This is a genomic window from Bacillus sp. MYb78 (genome assembly GCF_002975115.1).
Taxonomy (GTDB): Bacteria; Bacillota; Bacilli; order Bacillales; family Bacillaceae_G; genus Bacillus_A; species Bacillus_A cereus.
This window is the reverse complement of the sequence record NZ_PCOB01000022.1, coordinates 20,692-46,367: the sequence shown is the minus strand read 5'-3', so window position 1 is coordinate 46,367 and position 25,676 is coordinate 20,692. Positions and strand designations below refer to the sequence as shown.

Sequence of the window (25,676 nt, the reverse complement as noted above, 5' to 3'; positions counted from 1 at the left end):
ATGAAGAATTCACGATATAAATGCGTTTTCATTTCTTCATTTTTTGAAACACCTCCATATAATAACAGGAAATTGCCTATTTTAGAAAGTGAATTCAAATAAAATGTATATTTTAATAAGAGGTAAAATTCAGTTATTTCCCGGTGGTATATTTTATTTCCTAAGAAATAAAGAAGCAGCTTCGAAAAAAGCTGCTTTAAGAGTTAGTAATTCTTTTATTAATAAGTTGAATACATAGTAGAAATACGAGTGACATACCGATAGTAATAACTACAAGTGTCCAGGCGAGTTGCATATTACTTGCGTCAATGGCCATGTAAATTGCAGTCGGGATTGTCTGTGTTTTACCAGGGATATTCCCGGCAAACATGAGTGTAGCACCAAACTCACCGAGCGCGCGGACAAAGCTCAAAATCATCCCGCTTAGTAATGCAGGAAATGCAAGCGGAAGTGTAACGTGCAGAAAAACTTGATATTCACTTGCGCCAAGGTCACGAGCACTTTCTTCAATTTGTACATTTGCGATAGAAAATCCCGTTTTCGCTGATTGGTACATAAGCGGAAATGCAACAACTGTAGAAGCGATGATCGCAGCGGTAGATGTGAACATAATAGACTGCTGAAATAATGATTCAACCCACCTTCCGATCGGGCTGTTGTTTCCAAAGATGATAATGAGAAAGAAGCCGATAACAGTTGGTGGAAGTACCATTGGTAATAAAAATATGGTTTCTAATAGTACTTTATATCGCCATGAGGAGCGAGCTAGTGCTCGCCCGACAATCGTCCCTAAAATTGTAACGAGAATAGTGGCACACGCAGCTACTCTTAAAGATAGAAAGACAGGCGATATAATAGCATCAATGCTCATAGTAATTACGACAGGACTGTAAATCCATATCTCTTAAAGATAGATTGTGCATCTTTTGACTGCAAATACTCATAAAATGAAGTCGCCTCTTTCTTATGTTTAGATTCCTTTATAACACCTAAAGGATAGTGGATTGGCTCATGAGAAATAGCTGCTGCTGTTTCACCAATTTTTACTTTATTTGAAATGAGAGCATCTGTTTTGTATACGATACCAGCATCGACATTTCCTGTTTCTACATATGTTAACACTTGGCGAACATCTTTTGTAAATACGACTTTATTTTGAACATCATTCCAAAGGTTTTCTTGTGTTAGAGAGGCCTTTGCATATTTGCCAGCAGGTACAGATTCAGGTGTACCAAGTGCGATTTTTTTGATTTTCTCATCTTTTAAATCTTGAAATTTTGTAAGAGAACTTTCTTTAGGGATGACTAGAACTAGTTCATTTCCAAGAAGATTTTTCCCTTCTTTTTCATTAATGAATCCTTTTTTTACAAGGATTTGGAATTTATCTTCTGCAGCAGAGAAGAATAAATCAGCAGGTGCACCTTGTTCAATTTGTTGTTGAAGTGCTCCAGAAGCACCGAAGTTAAAAGAAAGTTCAATATTGGGTTCTTTTTCTTTATATTGTTTTTCAATTTCTTTTAATGCATCTTGTAAGCTTGCAGCAGCTGAGATAGTAAGCTCAACTGCTTTTCCTTCTTTAGCAGTTGATTTCTCTTTCTTATCTCCGTTTGTACATGCAACACTAAATATAAGAAGAAAAGAAAGTATAAGTGCCCCAATCGAACGTAATGTAAATTTATTCATAAAAAAATCCCCTTTCGTTTTGACACATCTAATTATAACTAATTATAACTAAATATAACTAGTTATAATTGAATATAATTTGAACATATGTCTATTTTTAAAAAATAGGAGAAATATTCTTTTCTTTGTTACAATGAAAGGAGAAAGTGAGGAATCGTCTATGGATCATCATTCCTACACAACGGAAGAAGTAGCAAAGCGATTAAAAGTATCAAAATTAACTGTATACGACTTAATTAAAAAAGGAGAACTTCCTTCTTATAGAGTTGGTAGACAGATGCGCATTGATGCAGCAGATTTAGATCAATATATAAAACAAATGAAAACAGGAAAGGTACAAGTTACTCCTGTAAAAAACGATGGTAGTAGTATCTTGAACACGTGTATTATTAGTGGTCAAGAACTAACGTTAGATATGTTAGCTAAACGTATAGAAAATCGTTTGCCAAGTTCTAATGTTTTAAGGGCGTATCAAGGTAGCTTAACAAGTTTAGTGAAAATGTATCAAGGAGAAGGAAGTATCGTTAGTTTGCATTTGTTTGATGGTGAAACGGGTACATATAATGTTCCTTATGTAAAACGCATTTTAGTAGGCCAGCCATGTATTATGATTAATTTATTGTCCAGAAATGTAGGATTTTATGTCCAAAAAGGAAATCCGAAGAAAATAAAGACATGGGCCGACATATCCAGATCCACTATAAAGTTTGTAAATCGAGAAAAGGGTTCTGGTATTAGAGTGTTAGTGGATGAACAATTACGAATCCAAAAATTAAATAAAGCTGATATTAGTGGATATGAATGGGAAGAATCGAATCATCTGGGTGTTGCCACGCAAGTTGCAAATGGAAAAGCTGATGTAGGAGTAGGTTCAGAAAAGTTTTCGCAAATTGTAAATGTGGACTTTATTCCAATCATGAAAGAACAGTATGATTTAGTAATTTTGAAGAATAAAGAAAATGAAGAGCTGATTGAAGTCGTGAAAGACATTCTGCAATCGGAAGAATTTCATAATGAATTAAATGCGATTGGCGGATATGATATTACGAAAACAGGTCAAATTATATATGAAACAAACTAAAAAGCTGCTTGTCTATAAGACGAGCAGCTTTTTCTATATAAAGGGGTTTGGGGAAACAAAGTGTTAAACAAGACCTTGAGCAAGTGTGTAAATGAAAGCCGTAAGAAGAGTAGCTCCACTTGCAAGTCCGATGAAGTCTGATTTGTTGAAAGTAATGTTGTTCATTATAATCTCTCCTTATTTGTTTAATGTAGTTGCAACAGCTTTTGCATCGACAAGTGCGGATAGCACCATGCCCATTGTATTTAAAAATTTATTTGATTTCATATTGTTCATCATGCGTATCCGCTCCTTTTCGAATTGTTGTTGCCCTGCTTATGTCTTAATTATAGGAAATATGTCCACTTGCAACTATCGAATTAGCTTACGAAAGACTTACACTTTTGTAAGAAAAAAAGACATTCATGTAAGAATGTCTTTCACAGCATATTGATATGATGATGTTCTTCAATTGTTTTTAAAAAACTACGCATTGAATTCGTCATATAGCTATCTTTACGGCGTATGAAAACCGTTGAAATACTGCCGTATTTTTCAGGGATTGCATGACAATGTACCTTACCTGCTTTAGAAAGATGATGGACAGCAGACTGTGGTACGAGTGTAATTCCGAGGCCGAGTGCAACGCTGTTTAATATTGTCTCTAATATATTGAATTCCATAATTCTTTTTGGTAGCAAACCTTCGTCTTTCAGCCATCGTTCTAGTTTGGAACGGTATCCGCATCCTTGGTTAAAAACGAGTAGAGGCGTTGTTGTAAATTCTTCTATATGAAAAGCTTTATTTTGTGTTACAAGCATTAATTTTTCTGTACTAACATCGTATTGTTCGATTAGTGAATGTTTAATAGGACCTGATATAAAGGCACCATCTAATTGATGATCAAGTACTTCTCTAATTAATTCTTCTGTTAGACCCGCTTGTAATGATAAATCGACATTCGGATAGCTTTTATAGTAAGAAGATAAAATGGTAGGCAGTGTACTTACTGTTTCGACTGTACCGATTTTTAATATACCGGAGGGTGTTTCGCTATCTAAAAATACTTGTTTTAGTTCGTCGACATCTTGCAAAATTTTACTAACATAAACGAGCATTTTTCTTCCTTCAGCTGTTAAAGTCATTCCTCGTTTATGGCGGTAAAAGAGTGGGGTTTTTAATTCTTTTTCTAGTTGTTTAATACGTGCAGTTACATTTGATTGTACATAATTTAATTCCTTTGCTGCGCTACTTACACTACCCTGATCGGCAACGCTTTTAAAGATTTGTAAGTCTCGTAATTCCATTTTGTAATCCCCCTTGATGTTAACTATCATTATAAATGATAGTTAACATCATTTTGAATCATTTTACGTGATATATTTTTTCTTTTACAATTCTCTTTGTGCAAATAGAAAGAAACGGGGGATTGCGGTGAGAAGAGGTCAAATGATAATAGGGGCTTTGGCGTGTTTAATTGCGAGTATGTCATGGGGAGCGATGTTTCCAGTTGCTGATCATGCGCTAGAATACATAGATCCATTTTATTTTTCGCTTATTCGCTATGGAGCAGTGGCGATAATGCTGATTGTATTGTTGTTAGTGAAAGAAGGAAAACAGGCATTTTGTTTAGAGGGAAGAGGAAAGTTACTCGTCTTTTTTGGAACGATGGCATTTACAGTATATAATGTCCTCATATTTTTAGGGCAAATGTTAATGGGTAAGTCGGGTGTAATGGTAGCTTCCATTATGGAAGCACTTATGCCGATGATTTCTATTTGTATTTTATGGGGATATAAGCATATAAAACCGAAGAAGTATATGATAACGAGTATGGTTATTGCTTTTGTAGGAGCTGTGTTTGTTATTACAAAAGGTGACATGAGTTTCTTTGTAACATTGAAAGATAATATGTTCCCATTAGCATTTATATTTATTGGTGTTGTAGGGTGGGTTATTTATACGATGGGTGGTCAAACTTGTAGTGATTGGTCAACATTACGCTATTCTACGTTGACGTGTGTATTCGGTACGACTGTTACAGGAATTATAACGGTAATTATTACGTCGCTTGGATATATTTCAGTTCCGAGTATGGGAACGATTTCTATTGTGAAATATGATTTGTTATTTATGATGACATTGCCAGGTATTGTAGCGCTACTTGCTTGGAACTATGGTGTGAAAATTTTATCATCCATTAATGGGATTTTATTTATTAATTTTGTACCAATTACGACTTTAGCTATTATGATGATGCAAGGGTATCAAATCACAATGTTTGATATTATAGGGACTGTACTTGTTATTGCAGCGCTTATTCGCAATAACGTTTGTCAGAGAAAAGAAGAAAATATAAATAAGAGAGTTTTACAAGAAGAACAATTACGTCAAGCTGTTTAATAGGCAAATGGAGGATTTCACATGTTAGAAAGTTTATTGTTTTTCTTTGCCGTCGGAGTTGCCTGTGAGCTTGCAGCAATTAATCGAAATGGTCGTAAAAAGATAAAACAACAAGCTGAGCTGATACAGCTTTTAAAAGAATTGAAAGAAAGAAAAAATTAAAAAGACGACCGGGCATAGACGGTCGTCTTTTTCTATATAAAGGGGAAAGGGGACACAAAGTTATACAAGCGTAGCAGCGTAAATGAAAGCAGTAAGAAGAAGAGAGCCGCTAGCTAATCCTAAAAAATCTAATTTGTTAAAAGTAATGTTATTCATAATACATTCTCCTTACTTGTTTAATGCAGAAGCAACAGCTTTTGCATCGAAAAGAGCCGATAATACCATGCCCATTGTATTTAAGAAATTGTTCGTTTTCATTTTGTTCATCATATTGATCCACTCCTTTTCGAATAATTGTTGCCCTGTTTCTGACTTAATTGTATGAAATATAGTAAGAAGTAACTATCGAATTAGCTTACAAGAAAATTACACTTTTGTAAGAATTGAAATTTAACAATTCATCCTTAATTTTATTACCAACTCCTAAAACTTAGTGTTATAATTATTGTAAGAATATGATTATACTTCGGATGTTTAGAAAGGAACGAAATAAATGTATAAACCAATTACATTTTTGTTGAAATATATATTTAAAACAGCTGGGAAAGTAGAAGTACAAGGAAGAGAAAAGCTACCAGAAGGTGGACCGTATGTTGTTGCATGTACACATACAAGTTTTATGGATGTATTAATGTTAGCTACAGGGATGTATCCAACTCAAATTCATTACATGGCCAAAAAAGAATTATTTGAAGGGAAATTCAAAAATTGGTTCTTTAAAAATGTAAATGCATTCCCTGTAGATCGTGCGAATCCAGGGCCAAGTACACTTAAAATTCCATCACGTTTATTAAAAGAAGGAAAGGTAGTAGGGATTTTTCCGAGTGGAACAAGATCAGCGGAAGATGTTTCATTAAAAGCGGGTGCTGTGACAATTGCGATGCGTTCTAATGTTCCGTTAGTACCAGCAGCTTATGTTGGTCCATCAAGTGTAAAAGAATTAATAAAGGGGAAAAAGGCACAATTGATTTTTGGAGATCCAATTCAAATTGAGGCTGGAGAACAAATAGATCGAAAAACCGCTATGAAAATGATGACAGATCAATTAAATGAGAAGTTTGAGGAGTTAAAAGAAGCTTTGCAATCAAATCAAAAATAAGAAAAGACGACCGGGCATAGACGGTCGTCTTTTCTATTACTATTTATAATAAAGGGGAAAGGGGACACAAAGTTATACAAGCGTAGCGGCGTAAATAAAAGCAGTAAGAAGAAGCGAGCCACTAGCTAGTCCTAAAAAATCTAATTTGTTAAAAGTGATGTTATTCATAATATATTCTCCTTACTTGTTTAATGTAGAAGCAACAGCTTTTGCGTCGATAAGAGCGGAAAATACCATGCCCATTGTATGTAAGAAATTGTTCGTTTTCATTTTGTTCATCATATTAATCCGCTCCTTTTCGAATAGTTGTTACCTTGTTTCTGACTTAATTGTATGAAATGTTGCGGAAAGTCACTATCGAATTAGCTTACAGAAAAATTACACTTTTGTAAGAGAAACGAATGAAGGTGTAATGATAAGAAGATTTGACATATGTTCATGGGATTCATTAAGTTAAAGATAGAGGTGAGTGTATGGCTAATATTAAAGATATCGCAAAGATGGCGGGAGTTTCAGTTACGACTGTTTCGAGAGTGTTGAATGATCACCCATATGTAAGTGAAGAAAAAAGAAAAGCGGTTATAGAGATAGTTGAGAAATTGAATTACTCGCAAAACGCAAATGCTGTTCATTTATCAAAAGGAAAAACGAATATTGTTGGTGTGATTTTACCGTATATTAATCATCCGTGTTTTGATGCGATGGTGAGCGGAATGATGGAGACTGCGTTAGCGCATAATTACAGGGTGCTACTTTGCCAAACGAATTATAATAAAAAAGAAGAAATGAAAAGTTTACATATGTTAAAAACAAAACAATTGGATGGTCTTATTATTTGTTCACGTGCAAATGATTGGGAAACGATAGAACCATATGCTTCTTACGGCGCAATAATTGCTTGTGAAGACAATGATATTTCAAACATCTCAAGTGTATATACGAATCATTCAGCGGCCTTTCAATTAGGAATGGATTATTTGATTGAGAAAGGTTATAAAAAAATTGGTTATTGCACGGGAAGGAAATTAGGGCCAAGTAGCCAAAAACGTTTTGATGTTTATAAACAGCAATTGCAATCTATAGACGAAGAGGTTAATGAAGAATGGATTTTTACAGAATGTTTTACACTAGAAGATGGTGTAAAAGTGGCTCATAAGTTAAAAGAGATGCAGGATCTTCCTGAAGCATTAATAGTAGCAGGTGATGAAGTTGCGATTGGGGTTATGACAGAAGTTGAAAAATTAGGGATTCAAGTTCCTGAGGATTTAGCGATTATTGGCTTTGATAATCAACCTATCTCGCAAGTGTTACAATTGACAACTATTGATCAAAATTTAAAGGAGATAGGGAAAACTGCTTTTGAAATGTTGCATAGAAAAGTGAATGACGAGAGTTCTGAACAAGAAAAGCTGGAAATTCCATACGAACTTGTGGAACGCTCTACAGTTTAATCGTAATCCGTTATGTGTATAATCGCATAACGGATTATTTTTTTGAAATATCTTTGACAGGAAACGCGTTTCATACTTTATAAAGGAGTTAAACCGGTCTGTAATAATCCATGGATTCTTTTCAAGTGTTAATGCAGTGAATAGAATTTGGAGGAATATGCATGAATGAACTTTTATCGAGTATGAAAAAGTATGTAGATGATGATGAAAAGATTCTGGCTTTTGTGGTAGGGATATTTGAGAAGGATAATTTTATATTATCGTATCAACATGGGGTTTTTGTTGCCACTACTAGACATCTCCTTTTTTACGGGAAATTTCCGTACTATTCTTCAACATTTAAAGAGTATTCATATTTGCATATAGATAGCATAGATTTTCATCCGTATTTTGAATTTACTTGTAGTCATGAAACCATTCGCGCTAAGTATATTCAGAAAGGGAATGTGGAGCGATTTGTCCGTGCAGTTAGAGCAAATATGAATAATTAATCAACCCTCTGTTTAAACATAATATTTCAATTTTTAAGAGGGAAAATGCGGAATAAAAACCACTTCTAAACCTCTAGGAGATAGTGATACAATGTCAAATGGGGGGAGGGTATGAACTATGGTTAATCAACGTATAAAGGAAATAACACTAATTACAATTGGTTCATTATTATTCGCAATTGGTATTAATTACTTTGCAATTCCAAACCGTTTATCGGAAGGTGGAATTATTGGTTTAACGGTTGTTACGTACTACTTATTTGATTGGTCACCAGGAATTGTGAACTTTGCTATAAATGCAATTTTACTAGCTGTTGGTTATAAATTTTTTGATAAGAAAACAATGATTTATACAATTTTAGGGATTGTAGAAACATCTTTGTTTTTATACGTTACAGAACATATTGAGTATCATGTAAATAGTGATACATTATTAGCAGCTTTATTTGCTGGTTTATTTGTGGGTATTGGATTAGGCTGTATGTTCAAAGCCGGAGGTACATCGGGAGGATCAGCAATTTTAGCTCAGTTAGCAAATCAATATTTAGGTTGGAGTGTAGGGAAAGGCGTACTAATTATTGATATTGTTGTAATTGCTGGTTCTGTATTTATAATAGGGCAAGAAAAGGCGATGTATACACTTGTGGCTGTGTTCATTGGAGCGAAGGTGATTGATTTCATTGTAGAAGGAATGGACACAAAAACGGCTGTTACGATTATTTCGAATCAACCAGATTTAATTCGTGAAGCTATTACGAAAAATATGACACGCGGTGTTACTGTATTAGAAGGGCGCGGCGGATATACTGGTAAAAATAAAGAAGTTTTATATGTTGTTATTAATAAACAAGAGCTTGTTAAGTTAAAACAAGTTATTAGCCGGGTAGATGAAGATGCTTTCGTTGTTATACATGATGTACGTGATGTACTTGGCGGTGGCTTTAAAGCAAGCTAAAAGGTGAACGAGTAAATTCGTTCACCTTTTTTAATTCTTACAAAAATGTAAGTGTAATGTAATGAGATTCAATAGTAGATTTTATTCCCCCTTTTTAAAATGGATGTATATATATCCTGCAGAGGAGGAATGTTTATTATGAAGAAAAAAATGATCACTACTATAATAGCGATGATAGTGATAGTAGTAATGTTACTGCCTACGAAACTTGGACCGGTTATCGATAAATATAATCCACTGTATAAGACGAAAGAATACTATACGGTTGTGAATACAATTGGTCAGCATATCGGTGATGAGTGGTATGAATATGAATTTATTGCATTCGATGAACGTGGTAGAGAGCAGAAAATAAAGAAAACGGTTAAGCATATGTTAAAGAGAGATGAAGCATTAAAGGTTTTTGCAAAAGGGCGTTACGGTGAGTCCATTGAAGAGATTGAGGTTGCAAATATTCCTATAAATGCGAAGAGTAAACTTTTAACGGTGAGATAGCGAAATATACCCCCATCTATTTTTTGTCGAAAATAAAAATACTGGGTAAGGGTATTTTTAAGATTAACAAAAAAGCCTTAGTCCATATAGACTAAGGCTTTTTTATTATATAAAGGGGAAGGGGGTACATTGTAGTAGCATGGGTGAAAGGTATAAGAAGAGTAGCTACTAGCAATGTAATTTGGTTATGTGATTGTTCTTCTTATTTGGCTTACTTTCTAACTTTATTGTACGAAATATAAGTAAGGAGAACTATCGAATTACATTACACATAACTTACAAACATGTAAGCCTTCTGTAATGTAATTCGATAGTTAAAAGATAGTAATTTTCATATAGTGTAACTAGAAAGTCTCAATGTATTACTTTCTATTTGTAATGAAGAATGAAAAACCAACTAATTTTTAATAATCCTCATCTGAATAAAGATGGGGATCTTTTTTAAACCTTACAACATTGTAAGGTTTACGTAAGTTAATTCGATAGTAAATTTGTCATATTTTTTGCATAATAGATACAGATAGAAAAATAATTAGGGATCTAGTAAGAAGGGAGAAAAATGGGATGCGTAAAGAAGAAGTAGTGAAGTTACCAATTAAAGATTTCTGTAGCTACTTTACTGTTGCCGTAGTGTGTATTGGATTATTTGATATCATAACAAACTTAATTGTTAAATAATATAGATGCTAAAACAAGAAAGGAAGTCCTTTCTTGTTTTTTTTATGGGGGCATAAAGATGAAATGGATTGATAGTCATATACATGTTGATCAATATAAGGATGAAGAGAAGAGCAGATTACTAAAAGAGGTGGAAAATAGTAAGGAAATAAAGGGGCTTATTGCGGTATCTATGAATTATCAATCTTGTAAGGAAACGTTATCTTTAGCGAAGAAGTATCCCTTTATATATCCAGCGATAGGGTTTCATCCAGAGCAACAGATTCATAAAGAAGAGTGTGAACAGATTTATCAACTTATTGAACAGAACGCAGAGGAAATTGTTGCGATTGGTGAAGTAGGTTTGCCCTATTATTTGAGAAAAGAAGATGAAAGAATTGCTGCAGATCCATACATAGCTGTATTGAAAAAATTTATAGAACTAGCTAGTAAGTATAATTTGCCGATTGTATTACACGCAGTTTATGAAGATGCTGACATTGTATGTGATTTGCTAGAGAAATATAAAGTTTCACGTGCACACTTCCATTGGTTTAAAGGAAGCGATGAAACAATGAAACGGATGATGAGAAATGGTTATTATATTTCGATTACACCGGATGTTTTACATAAGGAGAAGATTAGAAAAATCGTTTCGTATTATCCGCTTGAATATATGATGGTAGAAACAGATGGTCCGTGGGAATTTCAAGAAGATGTTATAACGCACCCAAGAATGATTCGAGAGGTATTAAAGGAAATTAGTTCTATAAAAAACATATCCATTGATAAGGTCGCAGAAACAATATATGAAAATACAAGTCGATTTTATTTGAAAGGATAGGAGAATTATAGTTTTAATCATGTAACGGAAAAAGTAAAAGTTGAATGTATTTAGTAAAATGCCACGGTTTGATATAGGACAAAAAACCACCAAGCGTTCCGCTCGGTGGTTTTGTATTAGGATTCTAATTTTTTCGCACGTTTTAATAATAAAAGAAAGACAATGATAACGAACCCTAGTATAAGGAAGAAGCCATATTGCTTTATATAATCAATTATGTCATTCGCACTGGTTGGTTTTTCAACGTGAATGCCGTCTTTATTCGTCGTAATATGAATATCTTTCATTTTTACTTCATTCTTTTCCTTTTGTAAATCAATCCATTCTATATTTGGAATACTTTCTAGATCCTTTAATACTTCTTTTAATGGTTTCACACCTAAGTAAGGATGATAGAATGCTCCAATAATCCCATCGGATAATTTAGAAACAGATAGAGCACGTTCTTTCATTTTAGCAATAGTTTGTGGCTTATCTTCTTCAATAAATCCGACTGTTTCAGGCAATAGTTTCATTCCATGTAAAAATGACGGAGTACTTGTATAATATGGTGAGTGCATGGATTTCCAAGTTGTATCATTTAACTGTAGTTGTCCTACATAAGTTGAAAAGTATCTTGATAATATTTCATATCCTTTTTGAGACATCGTGTAATGAGGTGCTTCAAAGGCAACAGGATATAGTTTAGCAGCTACAAGTTCTTGAATTCCTTTTTCGATATGATCTTTCGTATATTTTTCCTCAAACTCTTCCCCTTTTTTTACATATTGGTTATATGCCTCTATATTTGGAAAGTCATCTTTTGTCTTCGGTTTTTCATGCTTCGGTTGGCGAATTGGTTGATCTGTTTTTACATCCCAAAATTCAAAGCCCTCACCTGTTTCGCTGTCATAAAATTGGTGAGTATAACCATGCATAATAATTGCTGCACCATCATCTTGCATAGATTGTAAAAGATCGACTAGTTCGGGTTTATCTTTTAGATGTAGTGTTTTACCTGTATCTGGATCTGCATATACAGGAATAACAGTGATCATGTAAGGAATCTTCTTCTCTTTTAGTAATTCAGCAATTTCTTTCAATTGATTTATATCTGCTGCTGGGTGAACATCCTCAAGACGTAAATAAGCTTCAACTTTATTCGTCGTTGGTTTTTGGCCGAAATAAGAAAATAACATTTCACCGACGTAATGAGACATCCAGTCAAAGAGATTAGGTGTTGCAACATAATAAGATGTTTCATGCTGAACGATTAGTGGATTAGTGTTATTTGAGCTTAAAGCGTTAGCAATCACAGTTCCATTCGTATCAAATGATTGAATTAATCGTTCCTCTTCTAAGGTATTTTTTAGCTTCTTGTCTGGATATTCAATTTTGTTAACTCGTATATCGTCACTCTTCAATGTAATGAAAGAAAAACGGTTAGATAATTGTTCAACATTTTGTCCTAATACTAATACAGGGCCGGAGAAGTTTTCTAGAAATTGTTTCGTTTCATTAGAAAACGCTTCTTTTGTTTCACCGATATAAACAATATGTGTATAGGAGGATACGTTATTAATTGAAGTTGCTTCTTTTAAGTTTTTTACGGTTATATCATTTGTAAAATGTCCTAATTGAGTATTAAGGATTTGGACATTATTTGAAACTTTATCGTCTTGTGTACTATACAAAACAAGTACTTTTGGTTTTGATGATGTTTGTGCAGAGGTGTAGGTAGGGATGAGTAGTAAAATGCTGAACAAGAGTGTTAGGCATTTTTTCATTTTGTATGCTCCTATTCTATATATAGAGTTCAGTTTACAATTATATACAATAAATACGTTATAGTCTATGAAAGTTACATTTTTGCACGTATTTACCAGCTGTTTTTTCACAAAATCGGTCTAAAGCATGATGATAATATGTATAGTTATTTGCTATGATAAAAGAGTAATAGAATGTAGGTAATTGTAAAGGGAAGGCTGAAAGGGGACAAATTTCAGCGGAGAAAGAGGTAGAGGTAGTGAAGAAATTCTTTGTAGGATTTTTAGTTGTCCTTGGAGTATATTTATATTTCCAAGGAAAGTCTGAAGGAATGGATAAGCTAGTGAATGGAACAAGTTATGTTGATTCAGAAGAAGCAAAACAGGTGAAACAAATCATTATAGAGGAAGCGAAGAAAGTAAATCTTCCAGAATGGATACCTCTTGCAATTGCTGAGCATGAAAGTCGATTAAATCCAAGGAGTGTTGGAGATAATGGAACTTCATTCGGATTGTTTCAACTACACCGCGGCGGCGGGCTTGCACCAGAACATTTAACTGATGATGAGCTAAAAGATCCACGTACAAATGCACAAATTGCAATGCCGCATTTGATGAAAGGATATAAGCGCGGGGTGCAAAAAGGTTTGACTGATTTTGCATTACTGAAATATATAGCGAATACATCTGGATGGCCAGGGAATTTAGGGCCAGAGTGGACGGATAATAACATGAAGTATAACATCGGATTAGAAGATGTGTACTATCGAAATAAAGGTGTAATAAAAGAGTAGGTTTTCTATACCTACTCTGTTTTTTTATGAATAATTTCATCCTTTTCTTTCGTGAAATACTGCGTGAGTTGTATTTTCACCTCTTCTAGTTTTGTAGAAACTTGCGGTATTTTATATCCTACATACAATGGTGAAACGACAAATCTAGGTACAACTTTACAAATGATTTTTCCATTTAAGTAATAGAAGAATAAGTTATAACTACTGCATCCTTTATGGAAATCTGTCAGTATGTAACGTACAGTTTGCTGAATGTAATTTGCCATTTCAGCTATATATGAAATATTATCAATGATTATATTGAATTCAGTGAAGCCAATAATGGGACGCTCTGAAATATTAAGCTCAATGCATTCATTTTTTTGAACAATTAACCCTTGGAAATTTTCTTCTTCAATATTTTCAAGATAATCTACATATTTCATTCCGATAATTTGCATGTGTGCATGATGCAAACTTCCACCTGAAAATGGACCGTGATTTTTATATAAAATCACAGATGCGAACTCTTCGTTCTTCTGTAAGTGTAACCAATGTTGAATAGAAAATTGCATTAATTTTCTCATATGTTCTTCTGTATATGTTGCGATATGATCTTCGCAATTATCGGTTTCGATTAACACTGTTTGAAATGTATCTTGTAATGTAGGAAATTTATTTTTTAACCAAATAATAGAACCATCAGTTGCTAAAATATCCGTTAATTGTTCTTTATCGCAAAATGGACATGCAGCGCTTCTATTCCGAATACTTTCTGGTTTTTGTTTACCAATATCGTTTAAAAAATATAGTTGTTGTGTATCCATTTGTATATATGCCCCTTTAAAATATGTGTAAAAATCCCGCTTAATACATTCGGGAAAAGGAGAAGGAAATCCTCTAAAGGAATAGGGGAAAAATAAAAGACAAGATATCCTCATTACGATAGGGTACCTTGTCTTTTATTTTTTCTCTAATAGCGTGTATGGATAATATAGAACATTTTCATTATTTTTCTTTTTTCTATTTTTTATTGTGTATAAAGTAATTGCTGTGCTTGCAATGATAATAATGGCTTTCTTCATATTCATATACCCCTTTTTATTGTTGGTTTAATTCTTGGCTAACTGCTTTTGCATCGACTAAAGCGTGTAAAATCATTTTCACCATGTTCATCATATTTCTTCACTCCTTTTTATAGTTCATTTAGTTCTTTTACAACTGCTTGTCCGTTCACTAATACCTCAAAGATTGCTTTTACGATTTCTTTCATCATGTTTGTTTCCTCCTTTTGTTTGTCTCTCTTGTTTACATCTTTATTGTATAGGGAGGCATCTTTTCGTACTATCGCTTTCCATTACGTGAACATAACAGTTTTGTAAGATTTGATGTCACTTATTGAAATGTTTAGTCTATCTTCATTATTTTCAGAAAAATGACTATTCAAACATGAAATTGGAAAGTATAATAAAGAAGTAAGTATTAAATTCCGTACGAAAGGGGTGAATGAGATGAAACGTTCTTTAGCTGCACGTGCCAAATTTTTAGATTTTATCTATTTTTGTCGTGCGATTTTTCATGATGTAGTTGTTAACGGGATACGTATGCCCTTTTTTAACAATTGCATAGTGACTATTGAACGATAGAAATCTCTTCACCCATTTTTAATAAACGTGTGAAAAGGGAGCTATTTGGCTTCCTTTTTCTATGCCGAAAACCATGGGGAATGTTTCTTTCTCATGGTTTTTTATATTGAAAGGAGTACGGAAAATGACTATTTGTAGTGTAAATAATGTAACGAAATCTTTTGGTGGAAACACTATATTTGAAAATATATCGCTTGAAATAAAGAATGGTGAACGTGTTGGATTAGTTGGTCGTAACGGTAGTGGGAAGACAACAATCTTTGGGCTTCTAACGGGAATGGAGAGTTTGGATGCAGGAGCCATTCATATGAAGAAAGGTACACGTATTGGTCATGTCGCACAAATTCCGAAGTTTGATGAGGCTATGACTGTATATGATGTATTGAGTTCTGCTTTTAAAGTAGAAAAGGAATTAGAAAAAGAAATGCATGCTTTAGAAAAAAATATGGCGGTGGAACAGGAACAATCTGCTTTGGAAAAGCTAATGGAGAGGTACGGAGTCATTCAAGAAAAATTTGCGTTTCTTGGTGGTTATGAAATAGAAGCAAATATAATGAAGGTAGCAAATGGCTTACAAGTGACAGACTTATTTTCAAGAGTATTTACAGAATTAAGTGGAGGAGAACAGACGAAAGTAAGCCTTGCATATATGCTATTGCAGAAACCAGATTTACTTCTATTAGATGAACCAACAAATCATTTAGATTTATTTGCAGTTGAATGGTTAGAGCAATTTTTAAAAGAATACACTGGAACAGTTATGGTTATTTCACATGATCGCTATTTCCTTGATGAAGTTGTAACGAAAATTTTTGATTTGGAAGATGGAGAGATTCACGTGTACCATACGAATTATTCTCAGTTCGTTGAGGAGAAGGGAGAAAGATTACTTCAAGAGTTTCAAGCTTATCAGGAGCAACAAAAGAAAATAAAGAAAATGAAAGAAGCAATTAAGCGTCTACGTGAATGGGCAAATCAAGCGAACCCTCCGAATGAAGGATTGCATAAAAGAGCGAGAAATATGGAACGTGCGTTAGAACGTATAGAGAAATTAAAGAGGCCAATTTTAGAACGAAAACAGATGGGTCTTCAGTTTGAAGGGCAAGAGAGAAGCGGGAAAGATGTTGTTGTAATGAAAGAAGTGAGTAAAGGTTTTGCTGGCCGACCTTTATTTGAACAAGCGAATTTACATGTTCGTTTTCAAGAGCGTGCGGCTATCGTTGGTCGTAATGGTACAGGAAAGACTACATTATTAAAACTACTATTAAAAGAAATAAATCCAGACGTTGGTGAAATTCGAATTGGTAGTAGTGTCAAGATTGGTTATTTATCACAGCATACGTATGGAAATGTGAAGAGTAATGTATTGGAAGCGTTTAGAGAGTATGTAGCTGTAACAGAAGGAGAAGCAAGACATATATTGGCTAAGTTTTTATTTTATGGTCCAGCAGTATTTAAGAAAGTAACGCAACTGAGCGGTGGAGAAAAAATGAGGTTAAGACTTGCGCAACTTATGTATCAAGACATCAATTTTCTAATTCTAGATGAGCCGACAAACCATCTTGATATTGAATCAAGGGAAGTTTTAGAGGAAGCCCTTGAGCAATATAATGGAACAATCCTAGCTGTTTCACATGATCGTTATTTTTTAAATAAGTTATTTGAAAAGACGTACTGGATTGATGAATGTAAATTATTTGAGTTTGCAGGAAACTATGCATGGGCTCGTCAAAAATGGGAAGAAAAGCTTGAGAAGCAAGTAATAAAGCAGAAACGCCAAGGGAGAAAGAGTGTTGAAATGGTTCCAGTAAAAGAGAAAAAAGCTAGGAATCTTGAAGAGATTGAAAATGAGTTAATGCATGTAGAAGAAGATATATATGCAATAGAATGTGAAATGGAACATGTAGCTGATGTTGAAAGACTTGAAAAATTATATGAGGAAAAAACGATGAAAGAGTTGTTACGAGCGAAGTTATATAGTGAGTTAGAGAATATTGTGGAGTAAAGAGTAGAAAGCCACTTCCTTTCAGTTTTGTTGGAGGAAGTGGCTTTTTCATAATGATATTTTGCTTTAAAGATTAAATGAAGCGATGTGTTTCACGTGAAACAGTAACTTAGATAAATCCGTGTTCCTCAATTTGCATAGCTTGTGAAGCGTATGAAATGATAAGGTGAAAAATAAATGTCATTAGTGGCTTTTCAATAGGAGTAATCACAAAAACAAAGGCTAATTATTTCCCGAGAGATAAAGTGAAACTTTAATCAGTGGGGGGGTTACTGCCCGGCAAATAGCGGGATAAATATGTGTAACAGAGACTAGTGATTGAAAACGAAAAGAGAGCAAAGTTACAGCTTTACGCGCTGAACTCTGCTCTCTTTCTGCGTGGCATCTTCTCTTGTTGAAATTATAATAGCGATCCCGAGCATGATAAAAAAAGCTAAAAAGAGGACGAACTTTGGGAAGAACGGGAATAGTAATAGCGCCCCGACTATCATAATTGTTAATAATACGTAGTGCAGGACGTATTGGAATAGGTTGTCCATATTTTCGCCCCCTTTTTGGTAATTGGTTATTAGTATTCTATGTTTCATGCTGAAGAAATAGAAGTAGATTTTTAAGTTTTTAATACGAATTATAGCTGAGTTTTCTTAAAGTATAAGAATAGAGTGATAATTTTGGAAAAATTCTCAAAATATTTATTTAGAAAGAATTGACAAAATATACTGAACGATATAAGCTAATAACCATAAAGTCTACCGGAAAGGTCGGAATAAGATTGTTACCCCTCAAAAACATCTATTTTTTTCTGATTAAAACCGACTTTTCCGATTGGCTATAAATGTGCTGTGGGAGGCATACATAAGCTAATAAGTTCAAAGGGTATAACTATTAAACAGTTAGGGTGGGGACAATGAAGAAAAAGACAAAAAAATGGGCTGGTGTATTTTCAGTATTACTTAGTAGTTCGCTTGTGTTATCTGCTTGTGGGGGACAGGAGGATACGGCTTCTACAGAACCAGTAAAAAAGCAGGATTTAAAAGATTCTAAGATTGAATCAATTCCAGCTACAGATAAAAAGAAAAGTCCAGAGAAAGCAAATCAACGAAAAGATACTTTCATTACAGCCATTTCTAAGCCAGGGGGAGTTTTCCTTCCGTATTTCCAAGATAATGGTTGGGATGGAAATGTAACGTCGGTTATTTTTGCTTCATTAGTAACAACAGACAAACAAAGTAAACCTGTTCCGGATCTTGCAGAAAAATGGGATATTTCTGCTGACCAGTTAACATATACATTCCATTTACGTAAAAATTTAAAATTTAGTGATGGGTCGCCTCTAACAGCGGATGATGTAGCATTTACATTAACACTACTTCATGATAAAGCGTATGAAGGTGGATTGGATATTGCTCAGTATGCTGTTAAAGGTGGGAAAGAATATAAAGAAGGAAAAGCAACTTCTATTGAAGGAATCCAAGTTGTTGATCCACAGACAATTAAAATTACAACTGAAAAAGTTAATTCACAGGCGCTAACGAATTTAGGTGGCCCAGTGCTATCAAAAGCTTATTATGGAAAAGATTATAAACAAAATACAAGTTTAGACTATTTAAAAGCATTATATGGGCAACCAATTGCAGCGGGTCCATATAAATTTGAAAAATATGTTCCAGGTCAAGAAGTCCGCTTTGTTGCTAACGAAAATTATTATGCAGGTAAACCAAAAATTAAAAACTTTATTTACAAAATCACATCAGGTGATACTGGATTCCAATTATTCCAAACAGGTGAACTGGACTATAGTGGATTTAGAGCGAACCCTGAAAATATAGACCAATTAAAAGGATTGGAGTTTGCAAATATTAATCTTGAATCATCAAGTGATATTGCTTATATCTATGTAAATAATAAGAAGTCGTATTTGAAAGATAAAAAGGTACGCCAAGCACTTACTTATGGATTAGACCGTAAGAAGTATGTGGATACAGCTTTACAAGGCTATGGCTCTGTCGCTAACGTACCAATTGCTCCAGTTTCATGGGCATATACAGAAGAAGGTATTAATAAATATCCGCACGACGTAGAAAAGGCTAAAAAATTATTGGATGAGGCTGGTTGGAAAGTAGGTTCTGACGGGGTTCGTGAAAAAGATGGTCAAAAATTAAAATTAACATACTACGCATCAAATACAGGTAAAACAAATGATATCTTTATTCCAATTGCAAAAGAAAGTTACAAAGAAATTGGTGTTGAATTAAATCCAGAGTTGATGGACTTTAATACGATGCTTTCAAAAGTAGGAAAAGGTGACTACGATTTAGCGGCAGTTTCAACACCAGGAATTAGTGATCCAAGTGAAGTTGTAAGTGAGTACTTATCAACTAATCCAAAAAGTGATACGGGTTATAATAATCCGAAAGTAGATGATTTGATTGTAAAAGGTATAGGAACGACAGATATTGAAAAACGTAAAGCGATTTATAAAGAGCTGTATAAAGAGTTAAGTGATGATCCACCAGTTATTTTATTAAACTATCGTAAACTACTGTATGCTCATAATGCACGTATAAAAGGAATTGATCCAGAAAAGTACGATAGCATCAGTTCCAACTTACCAGTGTTATCTATTGAACAATAAGGGTTGACCTAAATAATAGAAGACGTTTTTTCACACAGCAATGAAATGGTAGCTGTTTTGAAAAAATGTTCTTCTATTTTTAAGTAAATAGGATTGGGGAGACAAAAGGTGAAAACATATATCATTCGTAGGTTTCTACAAATGATTCCTACATTGTTTGGTACGTCTATTATTATCTTTTTCTTATTTGCACTCTTACCGGGTGATTATATCGATTCAAATCCAAAATTAACACCAGAGAGAGCTCAAGAATTAAGAGAGTTGTACGGTTTAAATAAACCGATTATTGAAAGGTATTTTCATTGGCTAGTGAATGCTTTGCATGGTGATTTTGGATTTTCTTTACAGTACCAAGAACCGGTAACTTCATTACTTAATAAATTCATTTGGAATACATTTATTGTTGCTGCTGCAGCTTTATTTTTCACTTGGATTATTGCTCTTATTATTGGGGTTATTTCTGCAACAAAGCAGCATTCTTGGTTTGATAGATTGGTAACAATCGGTGTCTTTGCAGCAATGTCATTTCCATCATTCTTTATCGGACTATTTTTAATTAAATTATTAGCAGTTGATTTAAAGTTATTACCTATTGGTGGCATGATTGATATTGGGAGTAACTCAACAGGGATAGCATACATATTAGAAGTATTACGTCATATGATTCTACCTGTATTTATTTTAACGCTTCTTGGTGTAGGATCGTTAACAAGCTATTTTAGAACGGGCATGTTGGATGTTATTAGGCAAGATTATATTCGTACTGCTCGTGCAAAAGGTTTAAAAGAAAGAACCGTTATTTATAAACATGCATTGAAAAATGCAATTTTGCCAGCAATTACATTACTCGCTTTTGAATTACCGGGTTTATTTTCAGGAGCCATTATTATTGAACAGATTTTTAATTGGCCAGGGATTGGGAGTATTCAATTAGAAGCATTAAACTTTCGTGATTATACGGTATTAATGGCCTTTACAATGTTTCTTTCTTGTTTAACAATTATGGCTAATTTCTTAGCTGATATTGTCTATGCGTTTGTTGATCCAAGAATTCGATTGAAGTAAGGGGGGAAAGATATGGAGACTATTACACCTATAATAGAGAAAAAGAAAGAACGGAAAAAGAGAAATGAATCATCACCATGGCGCCAAGCGTATAAAAAAATCAAGAAAAATAAGATGGCACTGTGTGGCTTATACGTTTTAATATTTATGTTTTTATTTAGTTTTATTGGTCCAATCTTTTCACCGTATGCTGATGGGAAAGTACAAGTAACACAAATTAATAAACCACCCAGCCTGTCACATTGGCTTGGGACAGACCAGTTGGGACGGGATATTTTAACTAGACTTATGCAAGCAGGGCGTATTTCATTAACAATCGGTTTAGCGTCGATGCTACTATCCGTTATACTAGGAGCTCTATTAGGAGCAATTGCTGGTTTTTATCGAGGAGTTGTAGATCATTTAATTATGCGTGTTGCAGATGTGTTAATGTCCATTCCAGGATTACCACTACTTATTATAATGGGAGCAATTTTATCAGAATGGAAATTACCATCGGAGTACCGTTTATATGTTGTAATGATTATTTTAAGTTTAGTAGGATGGCCAGGACTTGCCCGTCTTGTGAGGGGACAAATTTTAACATTGCGGGAGCAAGCCTTTATGCAAGCGGCAGATGTATTAGGATTAAAAGATTCTCGGAAAATCATTCATCATCTAATTCCTAACGTCTTTCCGTTACTTATTGTTGTAGCAACTCTAGGTGTGGCTGGATCTATTTTAAGTGAGTCCGCACTAAGTTACTTAGGTCTCGGCGTCGTCCCACCTACGCCATCATGGGGGAACATGATTAGCGCAGCTAACTCATTAATTGATTTCCAAAAGCGTCCGTGGTTATGGATTCCGCCTGGTTTTGCAATCTTTATAACAGTTGTATCAATTAATTTACTTGGTGATGCACTTCGTGATGCGTTAGATCCAAAGATGAGACGGTAGGTGAGAAGGTATGAGTAGAGCGGTAGTAGAGCTAAAAGACTTACAAACACACTTTCAAACGGAGGAAGGGACAGTGAAGGCTGTAAACCATGTTAGCTTTGCTGTTCGGGAAGGTGAAACGGTTTGTGTAGTAGGAGAATCAGGTTGCGGGAAGAGTGTAACGGCCTTATCTATTATGGGGCTTATTGCTGAATCTGGCAGTGTAGTAGGTGGAGACATTTTATATGAAGGAAAAAGTCTTTTAGGAATGAAAGAGAAAGAACTTCGTAGTTTACGAGGCAATGATATTGCGATGATTTTCCAAGAACCGATGACATCGCTAAATCCGGTCTTCACTGTAGGTGAGCAAATTGTAGAAACGCTAAGGGAGCATGAATTACTTAGTAAAAATGAAGCGTATAAGAAAGCAATTGAGTTAATTCGTAAAGTTGGCATAGCCCGTGCTAATGAAATTGTTCATTCTTATCCGCATGAATTGAGCGGCGGGATGTTACAACGTATTATGATTGCTGTTGCGCTTAGTTGTAATCCTAAGTTATTAATTGCAGATGAACCAACAACAGCTCTTGATGTTACGATTCAAGCTCAAATATTGGATTTACTAAGACAAGTGAAAGAAGAATTTAAAACGTCGATCTTATTAATTACACATGATTTAGGTGTCGTAGCAGAAATGGCTGATTACGTTGTCGTTATGTATGGCGGGAAAGTTATTGAAGAAGCTCCAGTACTAGAGATATTCCAAAATCCAAAACACCCTTATACGAAAGGATTGTTGAAATCAAAACCAGTAATGGGAAAACGAATAGATAAACTATATTCTATTCCAGGGCAAGTTCCGAATTTAGTTGGTTTAGGTGAGTTTTGCTACTTTAGTGGGCGTTGTGAGCATTGTATGGAAATATGTGAAAAAGAAGCCCCAAATCTAAATGTAAATGATGAAAATCATAAAGTAGCTTGCTGGTTATATGAGGAGCGTGCGGAACGATGAGTGAACCATTATTAGAGGTGAAAAACCTAAAGACATACTTTCCAATTAAAGGTGGCATATTTAGTAGAACGATTGGGCATGTAAAAGCAGTTGATGGAGTAAGTTTTACTATTAATAAAGGTGAAGTGTTTGGTCTCGTTGGCGAATCAGGGAGCGGAAAAACAACGATAGGAAAAACAATTTTACGTCTCGTTCAAAAAACGGAGGGGGAAGTGAAGTTTAAAGGGAAAGATGTTCATTCTTTATCCAAGGATGAATTGAGAAAACATCGCCCTAATATGCAGCTCGTTTTCCAAGATCCATTTAGCTCATTAAATCCGAGAATGAGAATTGGTGAAGCGCTTGGAGAGCCGATGTTGGCCCACGGATTAGCGACGAAAGAAAATGTTCGTGAAAAGGTAATTGAAGTATTGGAGTTATGTGGCTTAGCTCCTTATCATATTGACCGGTATCCCCATGAGTTTTCTGGTGGACAACGTCAGCGTATCGTAATCGCAAGGGCTATGGTATTAAATCCAGAATTCATTGTAGCTGATGAACCTGTGGCGGCACTAGATGTATCTATCCAAGCACAAATTATTAATTTATTTAGTGAGTTACAGGAGAAAAAGGGATTATCTTATTTATTCATTTCACATGATTTGAGTGTAGTAGAACATTTATGTACGAAAATCGGAATTATGTATTTAGGTACAATTGTGGAGACGGCGCCGCGTGATGAGTTATTTACCAATCCGCTACATCCGTATACAAAAGCATTGTTATCAGCTGTTCCAATACCAGATCCAACAGTGAAGCGAGAGCGAATTATACTAGAAGGGGATATTCCAAGTCCAGCAAATCCACCTTCGGGTTGTCGTTTTCATACACGTTGCCCGTTTGCAACAGATGTTTGTAAAAAAACAATACCAGAATTTCGTAATGTTGGTGATGATCATTTTGTTTCTTGTCATCATGTATAAAAAAAGGACTCTTTCAAATGGAAAGAGTCCTTTTTTTATTTACTAGATGAAGTTTGTTTCAATACAAATTGCTCGATTGCGTGAGAAACACCATGTTCATTGTTTGTTAATGTTACAACATCACATAGTTTTTTTACATCTTCTTCAGCGTTGCCCATTGCAACAGATAAGCCTGCTACTTCTAACATTGGTACATCATTAAAATTATCACCAATAGCAACTGTATCTTCAATAGGGATATTAAAATGAGCTGCCATCTGCTGTAGCCCGTTTCCTTTATGTCCATTCTTATCCATAATTTCTAAGTTAGTAGGAGCTGATGCTGTAACCATAATATCAGCGTCTTCTTGTAACACGCTTAATAGCTGTGCGCGATGCGCTGCATTAAATGTTGAAATGAAGAATTTAGATATTTCTAGTTCTTGGTTATTTACAACATCTTCTATTTTTTTGAAATCGGTAATTAGGTTCGATTTCTTTTGCTTTTCTGTAATTCGTTCAAGCTCCTCTAATGTAACATCGAGCGCATGCTTATTTTCTTCGAACGCTTGCATCACTTGATCTTGCCATGTATATGGAGAATAAACTCCTTTATTCGTATATAGCTTATATGGGAAACCTTCAGATTCTAGTAATTTTGCAAGTTTGTACACTTTGTCGTTTTGTATACAACGAGAGTTAATTACTTTTCCATCCACATAAACAATAGCCCCATTGCTTGCTCCGACTGGAAGAGATAATTTATATTCTTCCAATAGCTTTAAAGCATCCTCTTTCGCACGACCAGAACAAATCATTACAATATGACCAGCTTCTTGTGCAGTTTGGATTGCTTGTAGGTTTTCTTTGGAGATTTCAAGATTAGATGATAGTAGTGTACCATCCATATCTAATGCGATTAATTTCAAAATGACCACCTCTTTGTTTTTATTATACATAGTTATATAGAGGAAACATATAAACTTATCTTGGAAAGACGGTATTTTATCTCATATTAAAAGTAAGTAAAGATTAGATAGGTTTAGTGTCACTAAATAAACTGTTTGTAACAAAAATAGAGAGGAGGATGACTATATTTCACTTTATGACTGTAATATTACACGAATGTTACAAACGTGAGTTTAGTGAAAAGCGCATTAAATAAAGGTTTTCAGGGATTATTATAAAAAAACGTAAAAAAAGTGTAATAAATTTCACGTTATTATATTGCAACGTAACAATAGTTATGTTACATTAATGTTACAAACGTTACGTTATCAAATTTAATGTAACGTTAACATAAAAACTATGAAATAAACATTTCTTAGAAATTACATATAGATAACTTATGAAAAGGGAGGATAAATGATATGAAAGAGCAAGTATTACAAGTAACAAAAGGTGACTTCGTAGGATCAGCAAGTGGAGCGGTAGTATTAACAGCATTAATCGTATTTCTATCAAGCGTATTAGTATAATAGAAACTTTGTAACAAAAGAAAAAGAAGGGAGAATGAAAGATATGAAAGAGCAAGTATTACAAGTAACAAAAGGTGACTTCGTAGGATCAGCAAGTGGAGCAGTAGTATTAACAGCATTAATCGTATTTCTATCAAGCGTATTAGTATAATAGAAGTTTT

30 protein-coding genes are annotated in these 25,676 nt (G+C 34.3%); 19 read left to right on the top strand and 11 right to left on the bottom strand.

Annotated features, from left to right (window positions below; all coding sequences use genetic code 11):
* Positions 1-196: 196 nt before the first annotated feature.
* Both modB and modA read right to left on the bottom strand, forming a co-directional pair.
* Positions 197-871: a molybdate ABC transporter permease subunit gene (modB, locus tag CQ064_RS27230; protein WP_000020518.1), complete on the bottom strand. Its 675-nt coding sequence runs from the start codon at positions 869-871 to the stop codon at positions 197-199.
* 5 nt (positions 872-876) lie between these two features.
* Positions 877-1,683, bottom strand: a complete 807-nt coding sequence (gene modA, locus CQ064_RS27225; RefSeq protein ID WP_001032240.1) for a molybdate ABC transporter substrate-binding protein — start codon at positions 1,681-1,683, stop codon at positions 877-879.
* Between the two features lie 160 nt (positions 1,684-1,843).
* On the opposite strand from modA, the gene CQ064_RS27220 reads away from it, so the two are divergent.
* On the top strand, positions 1,844-2,764 hold the full coding sequence (locus tag CQ064_RS27220) for a substrate-binding domain-containing protein (protein ID WP_014481933.1): 921 nt from the start codon (positions 1,844-1,846) through the stop codon (positions 2,762-2,764).
* Between the two features lie 63 nt (positions 2,765-2,827).
* On the opposite strand, the gene CQ064_RS27215 is transcribed toward CQ064_RS27220, so the two are convergent.
* Together CQ064_RS27215 and CQ064_RS27205 are read right to left on the bottom strand one after the other, a co-directional pair.
* Positions 2,828-2,929: a DUF3948 family protein gene (locus tag CQ064_RS27215; RefSeq protein ID WP_001060018.1), complete on the bottom strand. Its 102-nt coding sequence runs from the start codon at positions 2,927-2,929 to the stop codon at positions 2,828-2,830.
* 254 nt (positions 2,930-3,183) lie between these two features.
* Positions 3,184-4,050: a LysR family transcriptional regulator gene (locus tag CQ064_RS27205; protein ID WP_000423026.1), complete on the bottom strand. Its 867-nt coding sequence runs from the start codon at positions 4,048-4,050 to the stop codon at positions 3,184-3,186.
* 127 nt (positions 4,051-4,177) lie between these two features.
* Between CQ064_RS27205 and CQ064_RS27200 the strand changes: the two genes are divergently transcribed.
* Both CQ064_RS27200 and CQ064_RS27195 read left to right on the top strand, forming a co-directional pair.
* A complete protein-coding gene (locus CQ064_RS27200; RefSeq protein ID WP_002182372.1) occupies positions 4,178-5,146 on the top strand; it encodes a DMT family transporter in 969 nt (322 codons plus the stop codon).
* 21 nt (positions 5,147-5,167) lie between these two features.
* Positions 5,168-5,308: a YrzO family protein gene (locus CQ064_RS27195; RefSeq protein ID WP_000894065.1), complete on the top strand. Its 141-nt coding sequence runs from the start codon at positions 5,168-5,170 to the stop codon at positions 5,306-5,308.
* A gap of 60 nt (positions 5,309-5,368) precedes the next feature.
* Here the strand turns inward: CQ064_RS27195 and CQ064_RS33215 are convergent, their stop codons facing one another.
* A complete protein-coding gene (locus CQ064_RS33215; protein ID WP_001060007.1) occupies positions 5,369-5,464 on the bottom strand; it encodes a DUF3948 family protein in 96 nt (31 codons plus the stop codon).
* 337 nt (positions 5,465-5,801) lie between these two features.
* On the opposite strand from CQ064_RS33215, the gene CQ064_RS27185 reads away from it, so the two are divergent.
* The gene (locus CQ064_RS27185) at positions 5,802-6,407 is read left to right on the top strand and encodes a lysophospholipid acyltransferase family protein (protein ID WP_000277778.1); all 606 of its coding nucleotides are present in this window, start codon (positions 5,802-5,804) and stop codon (positions 6,405-6,407) included.
* A 72-nt stretch (positions 6,408-6,479) separates the two neighbouring features.
* Here CQ064_RS27185 and CQ064_RS27180 read toward each other — a convergent pair whose 3' ends face one another.
* Positions 6,480-6,575 (bottom strand): DUF3948 family protein, encoded by a 96-nt coding sequence (locus CQ064_RS27180; protein WP_001060007.1) that lies wholly within the window; start codon positions 6,573-6,575, stop codon positions 6,480-6,482.
* A 305-nt stretch (positions 6,576-6,880) separates the two neighbouring features.
* Between CQ064_RS27180 and CQ064_RS27170 the strand changes: the two genes are divergently transcribed.
* From CQ064_RS27170 to CQ064_RS27145, 5 genes are all read left to right on the top strand, one after another.
* On the top strand, positions 6,881-7,858 hold the full coding sequence (locus CQ064_RS27170) for a LacI family DNA-binding transcriptional regulator (RefSeq protein ID WP_001273903.1): 978 nt from the start codon (positions 6,881-6,883) through the stop codon (positions 7,856-7,858).
* Positions 7,859-8,019: 161 nt separating this feature from the next.
* Positions 8,020-8,349 (top strand): PH domain-containing protein, encoded by a 330-nt coding sequence (locus CQ064_RS27165; protein ID WP_001004239.1) that lies wholly within the window; start codon positions 8,020-8,022, stop codon positions 8,347-8,349.
* 118 nt (positions 8,350-8,467) lie between these two features.
* On the top strand, positions 8,468-9,304 hold the full coding sequence (locus tag CQ064_RS27160) for a YitT family protein (protein WP_000248045.1): 837 nt from the start codon (positions 8,468-8,470) through the stop codon (positions 9,302-9,304).
* Between the two features lie 138 nt (positions 9,305-9,442).
* A complete protein-coding gene (locus tag CQ064_RS27155) occupies positions 9,443-9,799 on the top strand; it encodes a YxeA family protein (RefSeq protein ID WP_000728426.1) in 357 nt (118 codons plus the stop codon).
* A 736-nt stretch (positions 9,800-10,535) separates the two neighbouring features.
* Positions 10,536-11,300 (top strand): TatD family hydrolase, encoded by a 765-nt coding sequence (locus CQ064_RS27145; RefSeq protein WP_000871102.1) that lies wholly within the window; start codon positions 10,536-10,538, stop codon positions 11,298-11,300.
* Between the two features lie 116 nt (positions 11,301-11,416).
* Here the strand turns inward: CQ064_RS27145 and CQ064_RS27140 are convergent, their stop codons facing one another.
* Positions 11,417-13,066, bottom strand: a complete 1,650-nt coding sequence (locus CQ064_RS27140; protein WP_000710612.1) for a DUF2334 domain-containing protein — start codon at positions 13,064-13,066, stop codon at positions 11,417-11,419.
* A gap of 239 nt (positions 13,067-13,305) precedes the next feature.
* Between CQ064_RS27140 and CQ064_RS27135 the strand changes: the two genes are divergently transcribed.
* A complete protein-coding gene (locus CQ064_RS27135) occupies positions 13,306-13,839 on the top strand; it encodes a transglycosylase SLT domain-containing protein (RefSeq protein ID WP_000713253.1) in 534 nt (177 codons plus the stop codon).
* Positions 13,840-13,850: 11 nt separating this feature from the next.
* Here the strand turns inward: CQ064_RS27135 and CQ064_RS27130 are convergent, their stop codons facing one another.
* Together CQ064_RS27130 and CQ064_RS33210 are read right to left on the bottom strand one after the other, a co-directional pair.
* Positions 13,851-14,645 (bottom strand): DUF4931 domain-containing protein, encoded by a 795-nt coding sequence (locus CQ064_RS27130; RefSeq protein WP_000381022.1) that lies wholly within the window; start codon positions 14,643-14,645, stop codon positions 13,851-13,853.
* 135 nt (positions 14,646-14,780) lie between these two features.
* On the bottom strand, positions 14,781-14,909 hold the full coding sequence (locus tag CQ064_RS33210; protein ID WP_001998915.1) for a hypothetical protein: 129 nt from the start codon (positions 14,907-14,909) through the stop codon (positions 14,781-14,783).
* Between the two features lie 420 nt (positions 14,910-15,329).
* On the opposite strand from CQ064_RS33210, the gene CQ064_RS34210 reads away from it, so the two are divergent.
* Together CQ064_RS34210 and abc-f are read left to right on the top strand one after the other, a co-directional pair.
* Positions 15,330-15,464 carry an RAxF-45 family protein gene (locus tag CQ064_RS34210; RefSeq protein WP_000830643.1) on the top strand — a complete coding sequence of 45 codons (135 nt, stop codon included), beginning with the start codon at positions 15,330-15,332 and terminating at the stop codon, positions 15,462-15,464.
* Between the two features lie 73 nt (positions 15,465-15,537).
* Positions 15,538-17,469 (top strand): ribosomal protection-like ABC-F family protein, encoded by a 1,932-nt coding sequence (abc-f, locus tag CQ064_RS27115; RefSeq protein ID WP_003269206.1) that lies wholly within the window; start codon positions 15,538-15,540, stop codon positions 17,467-17,469.
* A 341-nt stretch (positions 17,470-17,810) separates the two neighbouring features.
* Here abc-f and CQ064_RS27105 read toward each other — a convergent pair whose 3' ends face one another.
* The gene (locus CQ064_RS27105) at positions 17,811-18,008 is read right to left on the bottom strand and encodes a hypothetical protein (protein ID WP_000369254.1); all 198 of its coding nucleotides are present in this window, start codon (positions 18,006-18,008) and stop codon (positions 17,811-17,813) included.
* Between the two features lie 368 nt (positions 18,009-18,376).
* Here CQ064_RS27105 and CQ064_RS27100 point away from each other — a divergent pair, with 368 nt between their 5' ends.
* The 5 genes from CQ064_RS27100 (at position 18,377) to CQ064_RS27080 (ending at position 24,058) form a co-directional block, all read left to right on the top strand.
* On the top strand, positions 18,377-20,104 hold the full coding sequence (locus tag CQ064_RS27100; RefSeq protein WP_000730676.1) for an ABC transporter substrate-binding protein: 1,728 nt from the start codon (positions 18,377-18,379) through the stop codon (positions 20,102-20,104).
* A gap of 108 nt (positions 20,105-20,212) precedes the next feature.
* Positions 20,213-21,169 (top strand): ABC transporter permease, encoded by a 957-nt coding sequence (locus CQ064_RS27095; RefSeq protein WP_000860688.1) that lies wholly within the window; start codon positions 20,213-20,215, stop codon positions 21,167-21,169.
* Between the two features lie 12 nt (positions 21,170-21,181).
* The gene (gene opp4C, locus CQ064_RS27090; protein WP_000447957.1) at positions 21,182-22,105 is read left to right on the top strand and encodes an oligopeptide ABC transporter permease; all 924 of its coding nucleotides are present in this window, start codon (positions 21,182-21,184) and stop codon (positions 22,103-22,105) included.
* Between the two features lie 10 nt (positions 22,106-22,115).
* A complete protein-coding gene (locus CQ064_RS27085) occupies positions 22,116-23,096 on the top strand; it encodes an ABC transporter ATP-binding protein (protein ID WP_000085617.1) in 981 nt (326 codons plus the stop codon).
* A complete protein-coding gene (locus tag CQ064_RS27080) occupies positions 23,093-24,058 on the top strand; it encodes an ABC transporter ATP-binding protein (RefSeq protein WP_001294500.1) in 966 nt (321 codons plus the stop codon). Before CQ064_RS27085 ends, CQ064_RS27080 begins: the two co-directional genes overlap by 4 nt.
* Positions 24,059-24,093: 35 nt before the next feature.
* Here the strand turns inward: CQ064_RS27080 and CQ064_RS27075 are convergent, their stop codons facing one another.
* Positions 24,094-24,966 carry a Cof-type HAD-IIB family hydrolase gene (locus CQ064_RS27075; RefSeq protein WP_000766425.1) on the bottom strand — a complete coding sequence of 291 codons (873 nt, stop codon included), beginning with the start codon at positions 24,964-24,966 and terminating at the stop codon, positions 24,094-24,096.
* A 441-nt stretch (positions 24,967-25,407) separates the two neighbouring features.
* Between CQ064_RS27075 and CQ064_RS27070 the strand changes: the two genes are divergently transcribed.
* Both CQ064_RS27070 and CQ064_RS27065 read left to right on the top strand, forming a co-directional pair.
* Positions 25,408-25,515, top strand: coding sequence for a DUF3948 family protein (locus tag CQ064_RS27070; RefSeq protein ID WP_000664237.1), 108 nt, complete (start codon positions 25,408-25,410; stop codon positions 25,513-25,515).
* 34 nt (positions 25,516-25,549) lie between these two features.
* On the top strand, positions 25,550-25,666 hold the full coding sequence (locus CQ064_RS27065; RefSeq protein WP_000654250.1) for a DUF3948 family protein: 117 nt from the start codon (positions 25,550-25,552) through the stop codon (positions 25,664-25,666).
* Positions 25,667-25,676: the final 10 nt, after the last annotated feature.

Bases quoted from the DNA above. Each gene is read 5' to 3' on its own strand.
- CQ064_RS27065 (WP_000654250.1), top strand. From the start codon at position 25,550: ATGAAAGATATGAAAGAGCAAGTATTACAAGTAACAAAAGGTGACTTC.
- CQ064_RS27085 (WP_000085617.1), top strand. From the start codon at position 22,116: ATGAGTAGAGCGGTAGTAGAGCTAAAAGACTTACAAACACACTTTCAA.
- CQ064_RS27170 (WP_001273903.1), top strand. From the start codon at position 6,881: ATGGCTAATATTAAAGATATCGCAAAGATGGCGGGAGTTTCAGTTACG.
- CQ064_RS27220 (WP_014481933.1), top strand. From the start codon at position 1,844: ATGGATCATCATTCCTACACAACGGAAGAAGTAGCAAAGCGATTAAAA.
- CQ064_RS27145 (WP_000871102.1), top strand. From the start codon at position 10,536: ATGAAATGGATTGATAGTCATATACATGTTGATCAATATAAGGATGAA.
- CQ064_RS27205 (WP_000423026.1), bottom strand. From the start codon at position 4,050: ATGGAATTACGAGACTTACAAATCTTTAAAAGCGTTGCCGATCAGGGT.
- CQ064_RS27195 (WP_000894065.1), top strand. From the start codon at position 5,168: ATGTTAGAAAGTTTATTGTTTTTCTTTGCCGTCGGAGTTGCCTGTGAG.
- CQ064_RS33215 (WP_001060007.1), bottom strand. From the start codon at position 5,464: ATGAATAACATTACTTTTAACAAATTAGATTTTTTAGGATTAGCTAGC.
- CQ064_RS27185 (WP_000277778.1), top strand. From the start codon at position 5,802: ATGTATAAACCAATTACATTTTTGTTGAAATATATATTTAAAACAGCT.
- CQ064_RS27130 (WP_000381022.1), bottom strand. From the start codon at position 14,645: ATGGATACACAACAACTATATTTTTTAAACGATATTGGTAAACAAAAA.
- CQ064_RS27155 (WP_000728426.1), top strand. From the start codon at position 9,443: ATGAAGAAAAAAATGATCACTACTATAATAGCGATGATAGTGATAGTA.
- modA (WP_001032240.1), bottom strand. From the start codon at position 1,683: ATGAATAAATTTACATTACGTTCGATTGGGGCACTTATACTTTCTTTT.
- CQ064_RS27140 (WP_000710612.1), bottom strand. From the start codon at position 13,066: ATGAAAAAATGCCTAACACTCTTGTTCAGCATTTTACTACTCATCCCT.
- modB (WP_000020518.1), bottom strand. From the start codon at position 871: ATGAGCATTGATGCTATTATATCGCCTGTCTTTCTATCTTTAAGAGTA.
- CQ064_RS27180 (WP_001060007.1), bottom strand. From the start codon at position 6,575: ATGAATAACATCACTTTTAACAAATTAGATTTTTTAGGACTAGCTAGT.
- abc-f (WP_003269206.1), top strand. From the start codon at position 15,538: ATGGGGAATGTTTCTTTCTCATGGTTTTTTATATTGAAAGGAGTACGG.
- CQ064_RS27105 (WP_000369254.1), bottom strand. From the start codon at position 18,008: ATGGACAACCTATTCCAATACGTCCTGCACTACGTATTATTAACAATT.
- CQ064_RS27070 (WP_000664237.1), top strand. From the start codon at position 25,408: ATGAAAGAGCAAGTATTACAAGTAACAAAAGGTGACTTCGTAGGATCA.
- opp4C (WP_000447957.1), top strand. From the start codon at position 21,182: ATGGAGACTATTACACCTATAATAGAGAAAAAGAAAGAACGGAAAAAG.
- CQ064_RS27100 (WP_000730676.1), top strand. From the start codon at position 18,377: ATGAAGAAAAAGACAAAAAAATGGGCTGGTGTATTTTCAGTATTACTT.
- CQ064_RS27165 (WP_001004239.1), top strand. From the start codon at position 8,020: ATGAATGAACTTTTATCGAGTATGAAAAAGTATGTAGATGATGATGAA.
- CQ064_RS34210 (WP_000830643.1), top strand. From the start codon at position 15,330: ATGAAACGTTCTTTAGCTGCACGTGCCAAATTTTTAGATTTTATCTAT.
- CQ064_RS27080 (WP_001294500.1), top strand. From the start codon at position 23,093: ATGAGTGAACCATTATTAGAGGTGAAAAACCTAAAGACATACTTTCCA.
- CQ064_RS33210 (WP_001998915.1), bottom strand. From the start codon at position 14,909: ATGAATATGAAGAAAGCCATTATTATCATTGCAAGCACAGCAATTACT.
- CQ064_RS27160 (WP_000248045.1), top strand. From the start codon at position 8,468: ATGGTTAATCAACGTATAAAGGAAATAACACTAATTACAATTGGTTCA.
- CQ064_RS27215 (WP_001060018.1), bottom strand. From the start codon at position 2,929: ATGAACAACATTACTTTCAACAAATCAGACTTCATCGGACTTGCAAGT.